Source organism: Paraburkholderia sp. 40, from assembly GCF_050434105.1.
GTDB lineage: Bacteria > Pseudomonadota > Gammaproteobacteria > Burkholderiales > Burkholderiaceae > Paraburkholderia > Paraburkholderia tuberum.
Genome location: NZ_JBNPVY010000002.1, coordinates 2,457,929 through 2,473,994, shown reverse-complemented (window position 1 = coordinate 2,473,994; position 16,066 = coordinate 2,457,929). Strand labels below are relative to the sequence as shown.

At 61.4% G+C, this 16,066-nt stretch carries 16 protein-coding genes and 1 pseudogene; 3 read left to right on the top strand and 14 right to left on the bottom strand.

Annotated features, from left to right (window positions below; all coding sequences use genetic code 11):
- Positions 1-5 precede the first annotated feature (5 nt).
- Positions 6-1,121, bottom strand: a complete 1,116-nt coding sequence (locus OKW28_RS12720) for a diguanylate cyclase (protein WP_429445962.1) — start codon at positions 1,119-1,121, stop codon at positions 6-8.
- 345 nt (positions 1,122-1,466) lie between these two features.
- On the opposite strand from OKW28_RS12720, the gene OKW28_RS12715 reads away from it, so the two are divergent.
- Positions 1,467-1,721, top strand: a complete 255-nt coding sequence (locus OKW28_RS12715; RefSeq protein ID WP_018424737.1) for a DUF2866 domain-containing protein — start codon at positions 1,467-1,469, stop codon at positions 1,719-1,721.
- A 9-nt stretch (positions 1,722-1,730) separates the two neighbouring features.
- On the opposite strand, the gene OKW28_RS12710 is transcribed toward OKW28_RS12715, so the two are convergent.
- Positions 1,731-2,366 carry a 2-hydroxychromene-2-carboxylate isomerase gene (locus OKW28_RS12710; protein ID WP_429445960.1) on the bottom strand — a complete coding sequence of 212 codons (636 nt, stop codon included), beginning with the start codon at positions 2,364-2,366 and terminating at the stop codon, positions 1,731-1,733.
- A 234-nt stretch (positions 2,367-2,600) separates the two neighbouring features.
- Positions 2,601-3,227: a LysE family translocator gene (locus OKW28_RS12705; RefSeq protein WP_429445958.1), complete on the bottom strand. Its 627-nt coding sequence runs from the start codon at positions 3,225-3,227 to the stop codon at positions 2,601-2,603.
- Between the two features lie 209 nt (positions 3,228-3,436).
- Here OKW28_RS12705 and OKW28_RS12700 point away from each other — a divergent pair, with 209 nt between their 5' ends.
- Positions 3,437-3,799: a GtrA family protein gene (locus OKW28_RS12700; RefSeq protein ID WP_429445955.1), complete on the top strand. Its 363-nt coding sequence runs from the start codon at positions 3,437-3,439 to the stop codon at positions 3,797-3,799.
- A gap of 57 nt (positions 3,800-3,856) precedes the next feature.
- Entirely contained in the window at positions 3,857-5,122 is a 1,266-nt protein-coding gene (locus OKW28_RS12695; RefSeq protein ID WP_429445953.1) for a glycosyltransferase family 87 protein, read from the top strand.
- Here OKW28_RS12695 and OKW28_RS12690 read toward each other — a convergent pair.
- The 11 genes and pseudogenes from OKW28_RS12690 to OKW28_RS12640 all read right to left on the bottom strand — a co-directional run.
- Positions 5,094-6,155, bottom strand: a pseudogene (locus OKW28_RS12690) (glycosyltransferase family 2 protein); the annotation flags it as partial. The gene OKW28_RS12695 and the pseudogene OKW28_RS12690 sit on opposite strands and share 29 nt — an antisense overlap.
- 8 nt (positions 6,156-6,163) lie before the next feature.
- Complete coding sequence (locus OKW28_RS12685; RefSeq protein ID WP_429445951.1) at positions 6,164-7,444, bottom strand: glycosyltransferase family 87 protein; 1,281 nt, start codon at positions 7,442-7,444, stop codon at positions 6,164-6,166.
- The gene (locus OKW28_RS12680) at positions 7,441-9,195 is read right to left on the bottom strand and encodes a hypothetical protein (RefSeq protein ID WP_429445949.1); all 1,755 of its coding nucleotides are present in this window, start codon (positions 9,193-9,195) and stop codon (positions 7,441-7,443) included. The genes OKW28_RS12685 and OKW28_RS12680 overlap by 4 nt, the downstream gene beginning before the upstream one ends.
- Positions 9,196-9,351: 156 nt before the next feature.
- Positions 9,352-10,080 (bottom strand): TadE/TadG family type IV pilus assembly protein, encoded by a 729-nt coding sequence (locus OKW28_RS12675; protein WP_429445947.1) that lies wholly within the window; start codon positions 10,078-10,080, stop codon positions 9,352-9,354.
- The gene (locus OKW28_RS12670) at positions 10,068-10,586 is read right to left on the bottom strand and encodes a TadE/TadG family type IV pilus assembly protein (RefSeq protein ID WP_429445945.1); all 519 of its coding nucleotides are present in this window, start codon (positions 10,584-10,586) and stop codon (positions 10,068-10,070) included. The genes OKW28_RS12675 and OKW28_RS12670 overlap by 13 nt, the downstream gene beginning before the upstream one ends.
- On the bottom strand, positions 10,583-11,392 hold the full coding sequence (locus OKW28_RS12665) for a tetratricopeptide repeat protein (RefSeq protein ID WP_429445943.1): 810 nt from the start codon (positions 11,390-11,392) through the stop codon (positions 10,583-10,585). The genes OKW28_RS12670 and OKW28_RS12665 overlap by 4 nt, the downstream gene beginning before the upstream one ends.
- A 65-nt stretch (positions 11,393-11,457) precedes the next feature.
- On the bottom strand, positions 11,458-12,390 hold the full coding sequence (locus tag OKW28_RS12660) for a type II secretion system F family protein (RefSeq protein WP_429445941.1): 933 nt from the start codon (positions 12,388-12,390) through the stop codon (positions 11,458-11,460).
- A gap of 35 nt (positions 12,391-12,425) precedes the next feature.
- The gene (locus OKW28_RS12655; RefSeq protein WP_429445939.1) at positions 12,426-13,412 is read right to left on the bottom strand and encodes a type II secretion system F family protein; all 987 of its coding nucleotides are present in this window, start codon (positions 13,410-13,412) and stop codon (positions 12,426-12,428) included.
- Positions 13,409-14,824 (bottom strand): CpaF family protein, encoded by a 1,416-nt coding sequence (locus tag OKW28_RS12650; RefSeq protein ID WP_429445937.1) that lies wholly within the window; start codon positions 14,822-14,824, stop codon positions 13,409-13,411. Before OKW28_RS12650 ends, OKW28_RS12655 begins: the two co-directional genes overlap by 4 nt.
- Positions 14,824-15,465, bottom strand: a complete 642-nt coding sequence (locus OKW28_RS12645; protein ID WP_429445935.1) for an AAA family ATPase — start codon at positions 15,463-15,465, stop codon at positions 14,824-14,826. The genes OKW28_RS12650 and OKW28_RS12645 overlap by 1 nt, the downstream gene beginning before the upstream one ends.
- The gene (locus OKW28_RS12640) at positions 15,446-16,051 is read right to left on the bottom strand and encodes a hypothetical protein (RefSeq protein ID WP_429445933.1); all 606 of its coding nucleotides are present in this window, start codon (positions 16,049-16,051) and stop codon (positions 15,446-15,448) included. The genes OKW28_RS12645 and OKW28_RS12640 overlap by 20 nt, the downstream gene beginning before the upstream one ends.
- Positions 16,052-16,066: the final 15 nt, after the last annotated feature.

Here is a 16,066-nt window from a genome sequence, read left to right as displayed (position 1 = left end):
GTCGATCAGCCCTGCTCGTCGAGCGCATCGACCTGCGCCTCGATACGATTGCGGCCGTTGCGCTTGGCCTGATACATCGCGCGATCGGCCTCGTCCATCATCGCCTGACCGAGCGACATCGCCTCGGCCGGGCTGCCGGCGACCACGCGCCCGGCCACGCCGATCGACACGGTCAATGCAATGAGCTCGCCGTGCTCGTCGCGCACGTCGAGATTCTCGACCGCACGCCGCACGCGTTCCGCGACGGTCAACGCGTCGCTGCGATCGCCTTGCAGCAGCGCGGCGAACTCCTCGCCGCCATAGCGCGCGACGGTGTCGCCAAGCCGCACCTGCTGTCGCACGCAGGCGGCCACCGCCGCGAGCGCGCGGTCGCCGGTCTGATGGCCGTGGCTATCGTTGATGCGCTTGAAACCGTCGATATCGATGAAAAGACATGCGACCGGCGCGCGATAACGGGCCGCGCGCATCAACTCCTCGCGCAGCCGTTCGTCGAAATAGCGGCGATTCGCGAGGCCGGTCAGCGAGTCGGTCATGCCGAGCTGCCTGAGCCGCTCGCGATGCGCGACGTTGTCGAGACTCGCGGTGACAATGCTCGCGAAGCGCTCCAGAATGTCGGTGGCCATGCCCGCGCCGAAGCGCGCGGGGTCGTCGCTGCCGAGGCATAGATAGCCGCTGACCCTCGTGCCCGCGGCGAGCGGCAGCAGGATCGCGCTGGCCGGCACGTGAGCTGGCGCGGCACCGAAGAACGCGCGGCGCGTGTCGTCGTCGAGTTCGCCGGGGCGGCCGAGCCACGGCCGATCGTCTTCGCACAAGGATTGCGCGACGAGACCGCCCTCGCGCGACGTCTTCAGCTGCGCATGATCGAGCGCGCGCAGGTTGCCCGGCTCGAGCAGTTCGAGCAGCATTGGCGCGCGCTCGTCGAGCCACAGCACCACGTTCGCGAGCGAGAACTCCCGCGGCAGATGGCTGAACAACGTATCGAGAAACGATCCGAAATCCTGCGCGCCGATCAACCGCAACTCGACGTTCTGGAAGCGGCGCAACGTGCGCTCGTTGTGCTGCACGGTGTCGACGAGCGAGCGAAGGCGCTCGGAAAGCGGCGTTTGGGCGAGATTCGTCACGGTATCAGTAAGGCGGCCCTGAAGGCGAAGCGGGGTCGACGCCCCAACTCTACTGATAACGGCCGATCCGCCGGCGTCTTGAGGGCAGGCTCGCGACGTGTCGGCCGGCCTGCGAGCGTTAATGCCCACTGTTGTCAGCTCTCGCTTGCATTCACTTGCACTCGCTTACATGCAGTGAGATCCGTTTGCGTAATGATTGCGGTTCTTAAGTTTCGCTTAATTGTTCCCTGCAAGTATGTAGTACATCCCCTGTTGAGCCGCCAGAACATCGGCGGCGCTTTTTCTTGAGGGGTGCCAGAAGCGCGACCGAAAACGGTTACGCGCGTAAGAAGATGGAGGTAAATCATGGTTGAAGAAATGGTAGTCGAACACCTGCGTGCGATGCCCGGCCATGAATGGACTCGCCAGATTCATTCCTGCAAGGTCTCCGATCCGCTGCAACCGCCATGGGGCCGTTCATACCGGCTCGTCGAATGGACGATGAAGCATGCGCCCGAATCGAGTCGTCGCGTCGTTCCCGCCGAAAGTACTCCGCTCGAAATCGCCCAGGCCGTGGTCTCCCATGTGCCGGGCCGGCGCTTCTGTCAGCAGGCTGATTGAGCGCTGAATTCAACGTTCAATGGCGACCGCGATCGCGTCGCAGTAGTCCAACGCATCCTCCAGCCTGTCATTCCCCCAGAACATCTCGCCGCCGACAAAAAACGTCGGCGCACCGAAGATGCCTCTGTTCATGGCCAGTTCGGTCTGCTCGCGCAAGCGGAGCTTGTTCGCGTCGCTTTGCGCGGCGTCGATCACGCTCTGCGCGGGTAGGTCGAGAGAGTCGAGCGCTTCGCTAACGACATCGATTGAACCGATGTCGCGGTCGTCGACGAAATTCAGCTGAATGACCTTGCGGCACCACGCACCGATCCACGGCTCACTCGCACCAAGCACCGCGACGCGCATCGCGAGAAGCGCCGCACGCGGAAACGTGCCGGGACGTGTGAGCGCAATGCCGTATTTGCGGCATTGACGCTCCATGTCTTTCCACACGTACGCGCCTTTTTCTTTCTGCAGTGCGAACGGCGAGTTCTCGAAACCGAGCTGGCGAAATACCGGGCCGAGCAGAAACGGCCGCCAGACGATCGTCACATTGCGCTCCGCCGCCAACGCTTCGATACGCATCATGCTCAGATAGCTGTAGTTGCTGCCGAAGTCGAACCAGAACTCGATTGCGCGCGCGGTCGAATTTGCGTCGCCATTCATCGCTGTCTCCTGAATCGTGCGCGATGTGAATCGCGCGTGCCACGGCATCGCCGTCTTGCAAAGACTAACAGTCGCATCCAACGGTTCTGCCTATGATGGCCCTTTTCGCTTTGCACGCTTGGCCGGCCACCCCATGAGTTATCCGTACGACCTGCTCACCGCAACCTGTCTTTTCATCACCGTCGTTTCGTCGCTGATCCTGCAAGCGTTGTCCTGACCTCGCGCTCGAATGAATCAGCGCGTCTGCACGGCGACGCGCAGGCCGAGCGAAATAAACAGCACGCCGATAATTTTGTTCTGCCAGCGCATCAACCACGTCAAACGCTTCACGAGCTTGCCCAACGGCCGCATCGTCAAAGCGATCAGCGTCGTGTAAAGCGCGCTCATGGCGACGAAAATCAGTCCGAGCGTAGCGAACTGCAGAAACGTCGAACCATGTTCTGGGCGCACGAATTGCGGTAGAAACGCGAGGAAAAACAGCGCGGTCTTCGGGTTTAAAACTTCGGCGGGGATCGCCTGCAAGAACGCTTTCGAACCTGACAGCGGTGCGACGACCGGCAGATGCGCGCTCGCCTGCTTCTCGCGCAACGCGCGAATGCCCAGATAGACGAGATACGCGGCACCGACGAATTTCACCGCATTGAAGGCCAACGCGGACGTCATCAGCAGCGCGGAGAGGCCAACCGCGGCGCCCAGGGTGTGTACAAAATCGCCGGCTGCGATACCGAGGCCGGTCAGAATGCCGGCCTTGCGTCCGCCGTGCATGGTGCGCGTCAAAACCAGCAGCACGGCCGGGCCCGGAATCAGAAAGAGCCCGAGCACGACGACAACGAAGGTCCCCAACGTGGATAGGTCAAGCATGTCGTCTCCTTGCGACGCGCGGGATCGAAACAATGGGTACGCGTTCAGCGGACAATTGTAGACGAATGCACGAAACCTCCCTGCGCACGCCCCGCGCACGGACGCTCCATTACAATGACCGGCACCGCGCCGCGAACTACCATGACGCACCGCCTGGGTTCCGCTCTACCTGCGATAATGATGAAACCAGACTTTAGCGCGTTCCCCAAATGCCCAGGATCATCCGCTTCGCCATAGCCGGCGTCGTCGCCACCTGCACGCATCTGTGCGTCGCCTGGCTGGTTTTCAATCGGCTCGTTGCAGATTCAGCAATTGCCAATCTCGCCGGATTTGTCCTTGCCAACGTCGTTTCGTTCCTGCTACAAACACTCTGGAGTTTTTCGAGCAGGCCAACGTTCTCGAATTTTTCCCGCTTCTGCGTCGTCTCCTCCGCAGGCTTCGGTGTTTCAGCACTCGTGCCGCTGCTAGTAGGTCGACAGCATCTCTGGGCGCCCACGCTGATCGTCGTGTGCTGCATTCCAGTATGCTCATATATTGCCCACGCGCGGTGGACCTATCGGATGGAAGGTTGACGCGGTAGTCATTGCCGGACCGACCTGCGCACAGCACCCGAACGTTACACAACAACCATGACTACACAAGAGACGCGCAGGAAGGTAACCTCCACTTTCCAGTTCTTGCTGGTTTTCGTGCCGGGCTTCGTGCTCATCGTACAATTCATCCCGCTCGCCCTCGGCCTCGTCGCACGCTACGTAATCGGTATCGGCAATGCGCCCGCCATCGGGAACGACTTCGGAATTTTCTGGGCCGCAGCCCGTGTCGAGCTGGCCCACGGCGCGGCAGCGGTATATTCGCCTCGTTGGATGCAGCCGCTGGAAGCCGTGGTGCGCTCCTCGTCGCAGTATGATCCGTGTCCTTATCCGCCAACTTTCTTGCTCGCCATTCGGCCACTGGGCTATTTGAGTTACCCGTGCGCCCTCTTCCTGTTCCTGGCACTCGGCACGGGCATTTATTGCACTATCGCATTACGCATCGGCCGCCGCCTGGAACAAACACAGCGCCAGTCCATCTTGATCGCCGCGCTTGCCGGGATGCCGTTGGCAATCTATGCGGGACAGAATACCCTCTTCACCGCCGCCGCCGCTGCCGCGGCGCTTGTGCTGATGGAGCCGGCGCCGATTTGCGCGGGTGCTTGCCTCGCCGTGCTCTTGGTCAAGCCGCAACTGGGGGTGCTCTTTCCGATCGCCCTCGTTTGCGGACGCCGCTGGAAGATGTTGCTCGCCACTATTGTCTTTTGCTCGGCATTTATGCTGTCGAGTATCGCGATATCAGGAATTGAGGCGTGGTCTTCATTTTTCTCTTATCTTCCAGTATTCAGACAAGCCGCCTTGCTGGATGGCCGGGATCATCATTGGTTCGGTATGCCAACGTTATTCGCCACCGCTAGACTCGCCGGTATGCCCGTGGCGGTGGCCTACGCCGTTCAGGCGCTAGCGGCCATTCCCGCCGTGCTTGCCGTTGCCTATCTTTGGCTCGTGAGCGCACGGTACGAATTGAGGGCTGCAGCCTTGCTCGTCGCCAGCCTGCTCGTACAACCCTATTTGATGACCTACGATCTCGCCTGGCTCGGCTTTCCGGCGGCGCTTCTAATACACGATGCGGTAGCGGGCGAGCTAACGCGCTTGGATCGGCTCGCGCTTGGCGCGGTATGGTCTATGCCGGTGTACGAACTGATTGGCGCTACTTCTCGGTTGCCATTTCATCTGGCACCCGTCGCAATGATCCTGATGCTGACGGCGATCGTGCGACGGCATCGGACCTCGTATCGCCCCACGCAACGTCTTTCCGGGCTGGCGGATGAGCGCTCCGACCGTCTCGTCGAAACGCGCGGCTGATGCGCTTTTTCCGTTGGAATCCGTGTGCGCCCTCGACGAGACGTGCATCACGCACCGTTTGCGCAGCGCAATAACGTTGGCGAACGAGGTAAATCGGCCGTTGTTTCGACTCGTCATAAATCCGGCCGATGTATTCACCAATCACGCCGATACCGACGAATTGGATTCCACCGATGAACAGCACTGCCGAAAACAGCGATGCATAACCGGGTACGGGATTGCCGAACAGCAACGTGCGCACGACCATGAACCCGCCGTATATAAACGCGAGCATGGCAATCAATGCCCCGACGTAAGTCCAGGCACGTAGCGGAATCGTACTGAAGCCGGTAATGCCTTCGATCGCGTAGTTCCATAGGCGCCAACCCGAGAAACTCGAATGGCCCGCACTGCGCTGTGCTCTCTCGTAGTGGAGCGTTACGGCGGGAAAGCCTACCCACGCGAAGAGCCCTTTCATGAATCGACGCCGCTCCGGCAGCCGACGCAGCGCTTCGACTACCTGTCGGTCAATCAACCTGAAGTCACCGACATTGGGGGGGATCTTCACATTCGACAGGGCATTGTGAACGCGATAGAAGAGACTGGCCGTCACGCGCTTCGCAAACGAATCGGAACTGCGGTTGGCGCGACGCGCCAGCACGACCGGCGCACCGTCCTGCCAGCATTGGATCATGTCGGGAATCAGCTCCGGCGGATCCTGCAGATCGGCATCAATGACGATAACGGCATCGCCTCGCGCCTCGTCGAGTCCGGCGGTTAGCGCCGCCTCCTTGCCGAAATTACGCGTCAGGTCGAGCACGAGGATGCGCGCATCCTCGGCGGCAGCCGCGAGCAACTGGTCGAGCGTGCCGTCCTCGCTGCCGTCGTTGATGCAAACGATCTCGAAACGAAACGCATGAAGAGGGGCGATGACGTTTCGTATTTGCGTGAAGAACAGATTGACCGCATCGCGCTCGTTATGAAACGGCGCGATGATCGAAATCAGCGGAACCGGCGGCCGCTTCGACAGATCTCGGATGTTGATGGAGGACATCGTGTTCATCAGCAGATCCCCTTAACGAACGCGACACTGCTGCCCCCTTTCACGCCGCGCCTCTCCTTGCTTACGCGCGTGACGAGCACCGCGAGGGTGAGCAACGTAAGGATGGGCAGGAACTGGAAATGAACGCGGGGTACGACCAGAAGCCCCATTAGCGGAGCGAACCCGAGCAGTATCAGCCCCTCCCGCTCGTAACGCCGGAACCCGTGAGCCAACCCGAAGCGGCCATACCAGGCAATGACGAGGCCATACCAGGTCAGGTCGTAATCGTAAAGGTATGGAGTGAAGGCCAGCGTCGCGCAGACGAGCGTCGCCGCGCGCAATTCGTGGGCGGCCGGCCGGGACCAAACGTAGACAACCGAAGCGACGGCCAAGCACGCTGAAGCTGCCTGCAAGGCATAGGCGGCGGCTGCGGGCATGGACAACTGCCTTGCCAGCGCAAAAAACGTGGGAATGCGAGGCAGCAGCTTGCTGTCGGAAATGACGATGCCCTGGATTTCCCCGATGCTGTGCACGAAAGCGGCGAGTGTTTCCACACCGAACAATCCAACCGATAGCGCGCTCAGCACGGCTGCGATCGATCCGGTTACCACCAGAGTTCGCCACGAGCGCGAGCAGATCAGTGCAAGCGGAATCAGTACGGCGAGATGCGGCTTGATGCACAGCAGTCCTAGCGAAACGCCTGCCCAGACCGGACGCCGCGGCAATAGTGCGAGTCCGGATCCCATGAGTGAGGCGGTCAGCAGGCCGTTCTGTCCCGACAGTGCCGAAATGATCACTCCTGGGAAAGCCAGTGCGAGCAAGGTCGAAATCTTGCCCGGCACGATCGAGTTGATGGCTACGACGAACGCTATGAGCGTCAGTCCAAAAAAAAGCCAGGCCGAAGGCTCGTAAGGAAGCAGCGCTGCAGGGTAGAGAAACAACAGGAATGTCGGCGGATACAACCAGGGCAAGGTTCCCTTGAGATCAGGTAGCATGGATTTTTCCACCGCACCCAGCACCTTCGCGCTGTACGCATGGGCGGCGTGCCCTTGCAGCGCTAGCTGTGAAGCACTCCAGAACGCGATGTAGTCTCGTGCATTGTTGCCGAAAGACAATTGATGCTGCCAACTCTCGCGAAGTACTTGCACTCCTGGCGCAAGGATGTAAATAAGCAGCAATGCGCCTGAGTAGACGTACAGGCGTTGCCGCGTCAGCCAATGCCGCCGCTGGCTCGCGCGGTCGCTGGCATTCCTCTTCGGGACCGCTAGTTCTTCGATCGATGCGTTGTCCGATATCGTCATTGCTGGAGCCTCAGAATGCCGATGTTCGATGCGATCTGCTGGAAGACCGAATTTAGCGCCGAGTTGCTGGATGCGGTGTAGTAGTCGCCTGGCGACGCGCACGACTGCAACCCCGTGTTGGCCGCGGCCCCCGAGCCAAACGCGATCGTATAGATCGTGATGCCCGCATTTTTTATCGCGGTGCAGACGGCCGCCTGATAGGAGTTGATGTCCTTCAGGTTGATCGTGCCGCTCGCCAGCGTGCCGCTGCTGTAATCCGTGCTCGCCACGAATGGAGCGTGAAGGCTATTCGTGCCGACTCCGGACAACCCGTTGAAATGCGTGACCTCCTGGCCCGGAACGTAGCTCGCAGTGACGTCGTTCTCCCCGTCCGTCATCAGGATCAGCACGCGCTGCAGCCCCATCGTGCTCTCCGGCAACGGCAGTGGGGTGGTGATGGTCGAACGCTGGTTCCATGTGCCGGCCCAGTTCGAAGACAGCATGCGCCATCCCCACAATAGTCCCAACGGAATGATCGTATTGCCCGCTGGCTGCATCGCGTTGATTGCAGCGGTCAGTTGCGTGCTGTCGTTGGTCAGGAAGGTCACTGGCGTACCGATGCACAGATTGTTCTGGTTCAACGTATAAGCGCTATTGGTCGACGTCTGCTCCCATTGGCTGACCGGAAGTGTCGAACTAGTCGTGGTGCATGTGCCTTCTGTTCCTTTTTCGATTGTCGTGGGAATCTTCGTCACTGGGGAATTCGTCGTGCAGGTTTTGTTGCTTCCCGAGCCCGTTTGGGTATAGAGCGCGAGCCCTGCGGGCGGCACGTTATAGTAGTAAGGCGTGAACTGCAAATTGGGCGACGTCGATGACGCCGTCGTCGAGGACGGCGAATAGGCCAGCGCGGCCAGATTACCGCTGCTGTCCCGCGGCTCAGCGACACAACCGCCCCACCCGCTTCCACTCCACGCCCACGTCGAACTTGACAGGCTTACCGTCGGCGTGCCGCTCATTGACACATTGGCCGAGTTGTAGCTGAACGACTGCTTGAGCCACGTCCCAGGACTCAGCGATGCGGAAATCGTCGCGCCACTCGCTCCCTTCCATGACGGCGTCTTCCCGACATTGACGGTGCTGGCGAATGGCACGATTCCGATGTAGTACTGCGACGATCCCGACTGGCTGAACAGTTGCGACAACAGAGCATTGGCTGCGGTCTTCAGTCCAGAAATCTTTTCCGCCGAGAGGGTGGTCGTGCCACTGCCGCTTGGCGTCTGGGCCATCGACCCCGTGTTGTCCAGCACCAGCGCCAGTTCCAGTTCAGTTTGCGGATTACGCGCTACCTCGTTTGAAGCGGCGACCTGCATGTCGTTGCTACCGGTCGACCCGGTGCTGGTGCCGGTGTTCTTCGATGCCAGGAACGCCGGCATCATCAACGGCAATTCGCCCGTCGCGGAAAGCCGCACCAGTTGGCCACCGCCGCTGCTGCTCGGGTTATTCGCGCAGGTCGCATTGAAATTGCTGCTCGAAAGCAGCAGATCGAGATAGCCGTTCGGCATGTTCGTGCTGTAATACTTGAGCGCATCGTTCTTCCACGCGGCGAGGATCGTCGGACAGGCCGTGCTCGCATAGTGGCCCATGTCCATCGAAGCCGAAAGATTCGCCACGTCGAGTGCGGACTGCATACGAGCCTGCGAAATTGCGTAGCGTCCCAGGTCGATCGATATCGACAACGCACCGAGCATCACGCTCGCGCTGACGGCGAACATCAGCGAAACCGCTCCGCGATCTGCGCCGGCAAAAAATTCGCGGCATCGCGCAAACACGGCGGCATCGCGCAGGCGAGCGGTGCAAACAGCGGTAGCTAGATTCATGATTGTCCCCGGTACATCACGCGAGCGCTGGCTTATCGAAGGTGGCACCTGTCAGGAGCCCACGATGATCGTCGAGCCCGGACAGCCTGCCGACAAACCACTTCCCGCTGCAACGGCAGCGCCGGTCGTGTTCATCAACGACATCGAGGTCCAGTTCATCACGCGCTGCCGCGCATAGACGCGCCGGTAGAGCACGGTCGAACCCGGAGCGCCGGGCCAGAACGAGGAGACCAGAGGAAACGGGTTGTAGCGGTAGAACACCTCGACTATGAGCGCGGCGTCGCCTTGATAGAACGGCCAGGTGGACGGCAGAACATTACTGGTCGTGACCTGGGATTTCATGGTTGAGGTCGAGTTGGCCTCGGCCTGCCAGCAGATGGTCGGCTTACCACTCGTCAGCGACGGCGTGCCGACCACGTTCAAGCCGCAGTTGTTTTCCGAAGACGACTTGTCACAAACGGAAGTGACGATGACGTTGCCGTTCGCCGTCAATGTATCGGGACTGGCGAGCAGGTTCGCGTCCGCCCATAACGAGCCGAGGCTGTTCGCATTGGTCGTGCCGGGTTGATCCGTCACATTCTGCATCTGCCCGAGCGAATTGGCGAGCGCGAACGCCGCATGCTCCACCATGCTCACTGCGCGCAGGTACAGATACACCTCGGTGAAGCCGAATAGCATGAACATCATCACCGGCACGATGATGACCACTTCGAGCGCCGCCACCCCGCGTGAGCGGCGCCGTGCGAGCCCGGTTCTCCGGGCACTCGTTAACTTGTGCATTCTTCGTTCTGGACAATGTAGTTGCGCTGGAAATTCAGCGTGGGCATGCCGAACCACGATGCCAGCCCCGTAAAGGCCGGCATGGTGACCTGAATGGTGTACATCTCCACGTCGCCGCAGTTGCCCGGCCCGTTGGCCGCTTTGTAGGTGGACGAACCGAAGTTGCTGAAGGCCACGTAGTCGAGTTGGGTCACCGTCACGGTCGCGCCAACGTTCTTCCACGTCGCCAGGTACTGCGTCGCGATCTGCTCCGCCTGCGTCGCGCGCGTGCCCGTGGCAGGTGCGGACATCGTCAGTCCGGCTCGCGAAGCCGCTTGGGCCGCGATCTGCACGGTCACGTCGACGGTCATATCGAGCGCGAACTCGATCGTAGCGATGAACAGAAAAAATATGGGCAGCGAGGCGAGCGCGAATTCGATCGCGCTTGCACCGCGCTCGTCCCGCGGCAAAGTCCGCAGACGCCGCCAGGCAGAGAGGCAGGGCCAGGAGCGGACAGATCGCTTCATTGCGCCTTTTTCTCCGTCGCGAGGGGGGTTCTGCCCGGGCCCGACGGATTGCCTTGCACTTCGGCCAGACGCATGCGCTGCATCGCGTAATAGCGGAGATTGTCCTGCGTTGATTTTTTCGGCAGATCGGCGTCCAGAATTTTCTCGGCAGCTTCGTTGTTGCCGAGCATGCCGTAGGCCATCGCGAGATTCTGGCGCGCCTCGGCCGGAGCGGCGGGAAAACGTGTGACGTCGAGCAGCACGTTCGCACCCTCGCGCGGCTTGCCCGCCACCACCAGAGAGAGCCCCAGATCGGTCTCCAGCCGCGGGTCACCTGGATTGTCGAGCAGTGCGTTGCGTAAGACCGCCTGGGCTTCGTGGTGGTGTCCCTGCATGTCGAGCGCGGTTCCGAGCCCCGCTGCCGCCATCGGATCATTCGGCGACCGCGCGAGCAAGCGCCGGTAATCGGCAACGGCGTCATCCAGCCGTCGTTGCCGGATGGCCACGCGAGCATTGCCCGTCATGGCCGGCAGCGCGTTCGGATCGAGCAACAACGCCTTGTTGTAGTAGACATTCGCTCGCGTATAGTCGCCCTGCGCATACAGCGTATCGCCGAGGCCCGTCAGGCCCGGCACGGAATCCGGATTGGACTGGACGATCTGCATGTAAATGGTGGTGGCCAGATCGACATTGCCCGACTCCAGCGCGGCCTCTGCCACATGCAGTTCCCCTTTGAGGCTCAGCGTAGCCGGGCTGGAAACTGGCGCAACCGGCCCGAAACTTTGCTTGACCGTGGTCGTGCAGGCCGCCATTGCCAGCAGCGACACGGCGGCGCCAAGCCTGCACGCCGCGGCGCCGGAAATCAAAGCGGCTGGAAGTGAGCGAGTGAGTTTCATGTCAAGTGCTTGAGCGAAGTGGCGAGTTGCATGATGGCCGGCCCGGCGGAAATCGCGACGACGGCCGGCAGGATGAACAGCATCATCGGCACGACCATCTTCGGCGCGAGCTTGGCTGCGGTCTCCTCGATACGCACGATATGGGCGGTACGCTCGATTCGCGAGAGCGTGCGCAGTGCCTGCGAAATGGGCGTGCCATAGCGCATCGATTGGGTCAGCGTCGAGATCAGCGCGCGGACCGGCGGCACGTCGACACGGTCGGCCATGGCTTGAAGCGCGCGCGCGCTGTCGCCGGAAAGATGCAGTTCGTCGGCGGTCAGCGCGAGTTCCGATGCCAGCGCCGGGCAGATCACCGCCATCTCCTGGGCGACGCGACGCAGCCCTACACCGAGGCTATTACCCGCATTGGTGCAAATGACGAACAGATCGAGCGCGTCAGGAAAATACGCGAGGATCTGCTTGCGCCGCCGGCGCGCGTAGATGTCCAGCGCGTATTCCGGCACGATCATCCCGAACACGAATGCGGCCAACATCATCAGCACGCGGATCGCCACGACATGGCCGAGCGAGAACAGATCGGCTACCCACAGCACGACCAACGCGGCCCACAGCACGCCGGAGACAAATTTCAGTGCGATCAGGGTCGCCACGGCACCGGGACCGCGAAAGCCCGCCTTGACCAGATCCCGTGCCAGCTTCAGTCGCTGATCGGACGTGAAGAGCGGCATGCGTTCACCGAACCGGGTCAATGACGCCATGACACGGCGGACGAACAGGAAGCCATTTTTCGACGGGTCGTTGCTCGAGGAAACGGCTCCCGTAGCAGCGCCCACACTCACCTCGCGTACCCGTTCCGCAATCCGGCCTCGATACCCGCCCCGGTTAAACGCCCACCACAGGACGAGCGCACCCAGCAGCATCAGCAGCATCAACAGATTGACCAGCAGATCAATACGCATCGTGCTCATCGCGAGGTATCCAGGTTGGCGATCTTGTTGATGACTGCAACGCCCGAGATGATCGCCGTCACGGCGAACGTCAGTATGGAATGGCCGGTAGGCGTGGTGAACAGCAGCATGATGTAGGCGCGATTCAACATGTACAGCGACACCACGATGAGAACGGGAATGGCTGCGAGGATCTTGACCGTGATCCGCGTCTCCGCCGTCAACGCTTTGGTCTTCTGACGAATTTCGCGGCGGGCACGCACTATCCCAGCCAGGTTCTCGAGCGTTTCGCCCAGTTGTCCGCCCGTTTCGCGCTGCAGCAGCAAGCACACGCAAAAAAAGGAAAAATCGGCCACGTGAACGCGTTGTACCGCCGCGCTCAGCACTTCCTCCAGATCCATTCCGAGCTGGAGCGAATCGCCAATGCGCTTGAACTCGCCGGCCAGTGGGTGTGTGGACTCCTGGGCCACCATGGGCAATACCTTCACCACGGGAATCCCGGCGCGCACCGCACGCACGATCATGTCGATCGCATCCGGCAAGGCTGCCAGAAAGCCTTCACGGAAACGGTCGACGAACATCTGGTAGATGCGCTGCGCGGCGAACACAGGCAACGCGAGCGCAAGCAGGATCTGGACAATGGCTGGTGTCGACGTGAACCGCGGGATCGCCAGTGCCACACCCAATGCGACGATGCTGCCGGCTATCACGACTGGCAGCCCGCGCGGCGCGACCGTGCGCAAGCGGTCGCGCCGTGCACGAAGCCACGCGATCACGATATGTGTCTCTTCAGCGTGGCCTAACGCATGCCCTTTGATAATCGCTTGTACGTCGCTCGAAGCCGTCGCGCCAAACGCTGTTTCCGCAGGCATCGCCGCGATGCGTGCGCGGATCAACGCATCGGGGCGCTGATTGCGCAGGTCCTGCCAGACTATATGCATGATGCCGATGATCACCGCGCAAAGGAAAGCGGCGATAGTGGCGAGGTTGACGATCGCGCTCACGCAACGGCCGCCAGCAAGGCTTCGTCGAGGCCATAGTACGAGGCCCGTTCGGTGAATGCCGGCCGCAGGTGTCCGTTTTCGAAGTTGCCCTTCACCTCTGCTTCGTAGGCCGTGGCGTCGTAACGGAAGACGAACAGATCCTGAGTGATGATCACGTCGCCCTCCATACCCGCAACCTCGGTCACGCGTGTCAGCCGGCGGATACCGTCGCGCATCCGCTCGACCTGAACGATCAGGTGCAGCGCGCTTGCGATCTGCCGCCGGATCGACATCAACGGGAGATTGCCGTTGGCCATCGTCACCATGCTTTCGAGCCGGGTCAGGCTATCGCGCGGCGTATTGGCGTGGATCGTGGTCATCGAACCATCGTGACCCGTGTTCATCGCCTGCAGCACATCGAAAGCTTCCTCGCCGCGCGTTTCGCCGAGGATGATGCGGTCGGGGCGCATCCGCAGCGCGTTCTTCACCAGATCGCGCTGATCGACGCCACCCATCCCCTCGGTGTTTTCGGGGCGCGTCTCGAGGCTGACCACGTGAGGCTGCTGCAATTGAAGTTCCGCCGCGTCCTCGATCGTTACGATGCGCTCGCCGTGATTGATGAAATGCGAGAGCGCATTGAGCAACGTGGTCTTGCCGGAACCCGTGCCGCCCGAGACCAGCACGTTCAGGCGGCAGGTCACCGCGATCTTCAGCACGTGCGCCATGGCGAGGGACATGTTGCCCTGATTGACCATGTGCTGGAGAGTGAGCTTGCGCTTGGAAAATTTACGAATGGAGATCGCGGGCCCGCGCAATGCGAGCGGCGGCAGTACCACGTTGACCCGGCTGCCGTCCGGCAGCCGGGCATCCACCATCGGGCTGCTCTCGTCGACGCGTCGGCCAATCGCCGCCGCGATGCGCTGCGCCACGGTGGTCACGTGCGCATTGTCGCGGAACCTGTACGGTGTGATTTCCAGCTTACCGCGCCGTTCGATGTAGACCTGATCGGGGCCGTTGACGAGGATATCGGTCACCGTCTCATCGGCGAACAGCGGCTCGATTGGCCCTAGCCCGAACATGTCGTTGAGCAGTTCCTCGACGATCTGCCCTTGTTCGGAGAGCGGAATGTTCAGGCGCTCGCGCTCGATGATCGCGGCAACCAACGGCTCGAGTTCGGGCTTCAGTTGCTCGCGGCTATAAGTGAGCACTAAAGAGGCATTCATGGTCGACAGCACGGCATTGCGCACCGTCCTGTACGTTTCCGAGCGCACGAGCGACGTGTCGGAAGCTGCATCCGTGTCGTTCTGAACCAAGGCGGCGTGAGACCGTCGCAACGCGTTCTCGTCGAGCTGCGCCTTAGGTTCGAGCGCTTCGGTATCGCCCTCGACGGGCGCGGGGGCCGGTTCGGCGATGCGTTTTTGACCGAATTGCATCACTTCCTCGACTTGAGTCGTTGCCACAGGCCCGATTGCACAACCGTGTTCTGGTTGTTGCCGGTCAGATCGCCGGACAGATGCATGATGATCTGCTCGAACGCTTCGGTCTTGCCGGCGGCTACCGGCGCGCCGACATTCTCGGCAATCGCGAGCGCGCGGCGTTCGAACGGCACCTCGGCCAGCACGGGCCGGCCAATGGACGCCTCGAAGTCGCCCGGCTCGACCTTGCCCGCTGTCGCTATGTTCGGATTGTTTAGCAGAACAGACGTAGCGGGACTGCCGCTACTGCAGGCTTCGATATACCGGATCAGCCGGCCGGTCTCATGGACGGCATGGACTGACCGGTCCGCCACCACGTAGCTTCGCCCAGCGCGGCGAAACGCCTCGTGGGTCAGCGGATCGGCGCGCTCGCCGATATCGAGGAATACGTAATGGAAACTCGACACCAGTATGTCCAGCACTTTCTCTAGCGCGCCCTCCCCGAACGGGCGCTCGTCGTCCCATCCCATTTGGGCGGACAACATCAGTAGCCGCGAACTCTCCACGGACTGCATCGCACGCTCGAGATAGGCGGGGTCGAGCCGATTGACGTTCTGCAGCACATCGAGCAGACCGTTATTACTCCTCAGGCCAACCATGCTTGGGGCAGGCCCCACCGTGCAGGTTCAGGTCCAGATACACCACGCGACGTCGCGAGCGGGCCAGGTTGCGAGCGAGGTTGATCGCGATCGTGGTCGTGCCTACCCCACCGCGCGCGCCAACGAACGTGAGCACCTTGCCAGCCCGTGCTTGCGACACCGGCATCGCGCGCCCCTCGCGCAAGTTCAGCGTGCGCTTGAGCAGTCCGACCGTCAGCGGCTTGACCAGATATTCGCCCACGCCGATGCCGAGCAGGCTACGGTACAGGCCGACATCGTTGCGCTCGCCAAGCGCGATCACCTGTACCGACGGCTCGCAGACGCTGGCAAGCCGAGCCAGATCCGAAAGCGGCATTTCGGATCTTTGCAGATCGACGAGCAGCAGCTTCGGCGAGTGCTCCATGCTGGACAGGCGAGCGATGGCTTCCTCGATGCCGCCCTCCGCGATGAAGGTATGCGGCAGGGCTTCGTCCAGAACGAAGCTTTTCAGTACCTGCTCGGACTCGCGGTCAGCGACGAAGGCGACGAAGTCGGCGGCAACCCCGTCGGACCTGGCGGGCTTGATGAGGGATCCAATCATGCTCATGTGAAATCCGGGGGC

Coding starts and splice junctions, on each gene's coding strand:
- OKW28_RS12715 (WP_018424737.1), top strand. CDS start 1,467: ATGGTTGAAGAAATGGTAGTCGAACACCTGCGTGCGATGCCCGGCCAT.
- OKW28_RS12710 (WP_429445960.1), bottom strand. CDS start 2,366: ATGAATGGCGACGCAAATTCGACCGCGCGCGCAATCGAGTTCTGGTTC.
- OKW28_RS12705 (WP_429445958.1), bottom strand. CDS start 3,227: ATGCTTGACCTATCCACGTTGGGGACCTTCGTTGTCGTCGTGCTCGGG.
- OKW28_RS12700 (WP_429445955.1), top strand. CDS start 3,437: ATGCCCAGGATCATCCGCTTCGCCATAGCCGGCGTCGTCGCCACCTGC.
- OKW28_RS12695 (WP_429445953.1), top strand. CDS start 3,857: ATGACTACACAAGAGACGCGCAGGAAGGTAACCTCCACTTTCCAGTTC.
- OKW28_RS12685 (WP_429445951.1), bottom strand. CDS start 7,444: ATGACGATATCGGACAACGCATCGATCGAAGAACTAGCGGTCCCGAAG.
- OKW28_RS12680 (WP_429445949.1), bottom strand. CDS start 9,195: ATGTTCGCCGTCAGCGCGAGCGTGATGCTCGGTGCGTTGTCGATATCG.
- OKW28_RS12675 (WP_429445947.1), bottom strand. CDS start 10,080: ATGCACAAGTTAACGAGTGCCCGGAGAACCGGGCTCGCACGGCGCCGC.
- OKW28_RS12670 (WP_429445945.1), bottom strand. CDS start 10,586: ATGAAGCGATCTGTCCGCTCCTGGCCCTGCCTCTCTGCCTGGCGGCGT.
- OKW28_RS12660 (WP_429445941.1), bottom strand. CDS start 12,390: ATGCTGCTGATGCTGCTGGGTGCGCTCGTCCTGTGGTGGGCGTTTAAC.
- OKW28_RS12650 (WP_429445937.1), bottom strand. CDS start 14,824: ATGCAATTCGGTCAAAAACGCATCGCCGAACCGGCCCCCGCGCCCGTC.
- OKW28_RS12645 (WP_429445935.1), bottom strand. CDS start 15,465: ATGGTTGGCCTGAGGAGTAATAACGGTCTGCTCGATGTGCTGCAGAAC.
- OKW28_RS12640 (WP_429445933.1), bottom strand. CDS start 16,051: ATGAGCATGATTGGATCCCTCATCAAGCCCGCCAGGTCCGACGGGGTT.